The organism is Acidiplasma aeolicum (genome assembly GCF_001402945.1).
GTDB lineage: Archaea > Thermoplasmatota > Thermoplasmata > Thermoplasmatales > Thermoplasmataceae > Acidiplasma > Acidiplasma aeolicum.
Map to the genome: position 1 here is coordinate 1 of NZ_LKBG01000085.1, position 2,288 is coordinate 2,288.

A 2,288-nucleotide genomic window follows, 5' to 3' on the forward strand; every position below is an offset into this window, starting at 1 on the left:
AACAAAAATCTTTCCATTTCATGAGACATTTATCATCGACCTCTTATAATAATTATGTTTTCTCCTTCTTTAACCATCCTTCAAATTCTTTAAAAATCCTCTGTAATATTCCCTGTAATTGCTATCATTATTCCATTTATACAAAAACTGTAAAGATTAATAATAATTTAATGTGGAATGTATTATATTATTATAATCATAGAATGCTGTTTCTATTATTATTTTACCATCATTGAAATTATTGATTTCATTGATATATAATCAGTTTTAATTGAATTATGGAATGATTTGATATCACCATTATCCTCAGGTGTTTCCTTTTCTATGTATTCATGCTTAATTCATATTGTTTTCAAATAATTATTGAATTCCTTAGATACATACTGTGAACCATTATCTGTTTTTAATGTAATATTATAAGGTATAACACCATTAAACTTCCTGATAATGGCATCATCTATTGCATTGATTGCATCCCTAGATGTTTCGGTTCCATTTTATTTTTATGGCTATGTATTGGCAAAGTTAGATTATTATTCTTCATTATTTTATAAACTGTTTTCTTAGCTATATTTATGCCTGAATTCCTCAATAATGCCCAGATTCTCTTATAGCCATATGTTATTCTCTCCTTGCATAATTCTATTATTTTATTCACTATGCTACTGTCAATCCTTGTATAATATTTTCTAACTTCTATGTTTAGAAAGATAAAATTTTATATAGTTCTCTCATGAACTATTATGATATCTAGAATAATAGATTATTTAACTCTTTCAAGAATTTTAATTAACAACTTATGGGTTATAATTGCAGCTATTTTTGTATTTATTATGACAATTGCCGTTGGTTTTCTGGAGATAGGAGAATTGGGGAATAAATACAAAAACAGTTTATTAAAAACCATTGTTATATCCGGGACAGCAATATTTGTTATGGCTATTATAGGATTCAATACCGCTTTTGCACCAACTGTGGATGGAATAATAGGAAATCCATTCTATAAAAGCGGCTTTTTCCTGGGAGGGTTTTCTTCCGGATCTATCAACGCTACCTGGTGGTCCATGACTGGAAAGTATTTCAATACTGGATTAAAACTTGGAACATATTATTTATTTGAAACGGCCTTTGCAGCGGTTACCCTTGCACTTGTGGGTGTAATTGTATTAAAGAAAATGAAGTTCAAAGCCTTTTTTATATTTTCAATAGTTTATTTTGTAATAATCTGGAATCTGCCTGCTGCATGGATCTGGAACCCGACTGGATGGCTGTACAAAATGGGCATGAGAGATTTTGCAGGGGGCTTGGTTGTTCATGGAGCCGCAGCAGCCGCAGGATTGGCAATTGTGTATGAAATATGGAGGGAGGAAAAGAAAAAGGGTTTAAAGCAATCGATGAAAATTGACATGCATATAAACAGTACATGGCTGGCGCTTGGAATATTATTACTATGGATAGGGTGGTTTGGCTTCAATCCGGGAAGTGTACTTGCATTCAACAGTGATGTTCTGATGGTAGTAATAACCACATTTGTTGCCTCAGGTGCGGCAATGATGTCCACAATGTTATTTGGCGAATTATGGGATAGAAAAACTCCTACAATAATGGATGCAACCAACGGAATTCTAATGGGACTTATTATAATTACACCGCTGGCGGGATTCGTGAGTCCGGCAAGTGCACTAATACTGGGATTCATTGGGGGACCGTTATTTATAGGAGGAGAAAAATTATTTTCAAGGGTGAAATGGTTTTCAGACCCAGTTGGATTATTTCCCGGGCATGGCCTTGGAGGAGTCTTCGGGTTATAATGATTGCATTCTTCACACAGCATTCATTTGCAGTGGCTTCTGGCAACAGTGTTTTACCTAATGGTTTGCTGTTTTACGGTGGATTTACTGCATTGAGGCAGCTTGGAATAGAATTACTGGGCATAACTGTTGTGGTGGTTGTTGTATTTACTATATCTCTAGTTACCATATATCTCATAAGCAAGTTGATCCACGGAATCTTGAATGATGAAGCTTACAGTCATTTAAAACAATAATCCCCATATTATGGTGTTGTATTATAATATTAACTACAATGATAAATGAAATATTAAATTTATAGAGTGTCCAAACTTTCATAATTTGTTAGACAATTGTCATATTTATTAATTTGAAAATCATAAGTGGGATATGGAAGCTTATCATATCCCATTAATTATGCAAAGGTTGGCTCAAATAATTGTGGAGGATAGAATCAGAAAGTACTCAAATAAACTTATTGCAAAGATTATTGTAATA

Annotated in this window: 3 protein-coding genes; 2 read left to right on the forward strand and 1 reads right to left on the reverse strand. The window is 33.0% G+C overall.

The window, feature by feature from the left end; genetic code table 11:
* Positions 1–457 precede the first annotated feature (457 nt).
* On the reverse strand, positions 458–658 hold the full coding sequence (locus AOG54_RS10230) for an IS3 family transposase (protein ID WP_054963855.1): 201 nt from the start codon (positions 656–658) through the stop codon (positions 458–460).
* A gap of 85 nt (positions 659–743) precedes the next feature.
* On the opposite strand from AOG54_RS10230, the gene AOG54_RS02630 reads away from it, so the two are divergent.
* Entirely contained in the window at positions 744–1,811 is a 1,068-nt protein-coding gene (locus AOG54_RS02630) for an ammonium transporter (protein WP_236692444.1), read from the forward strand.
* A complete protein-coding gene (locus AOG54_RS10085; protein ID WP_054964325.1) occupies positions 1,811–2,047 on the forward strand; it encodes a hypothetical protein in 237 nt (78 codons plus the stop codon). Before AOG54_RS02630 ends, AOG54_RS10085 begins: the two co-directional genes overlap by 1 nt.
* The last annotated feature ends 241 nt before the right edge of the window (positions 2,048–2,288 follow it).

What these genes read in the sequence shown, in the direction of transcription:
- AOG54_RS02630 (WP_236692444.1), top strand. Translation starts at nt 744, where the DNA reads ATGATATCTAGAATAATAGATTATTTAACTCTTTCAAGAATTTTAATT.
- AOG54_RS10085 (WP_054964325.1), top strand. Translation starts at nt 1,811, where the DNA reads ATGATTGCATTCTTCACACAGCATTCATTTGCAGTGGCTTCTGGCAAC.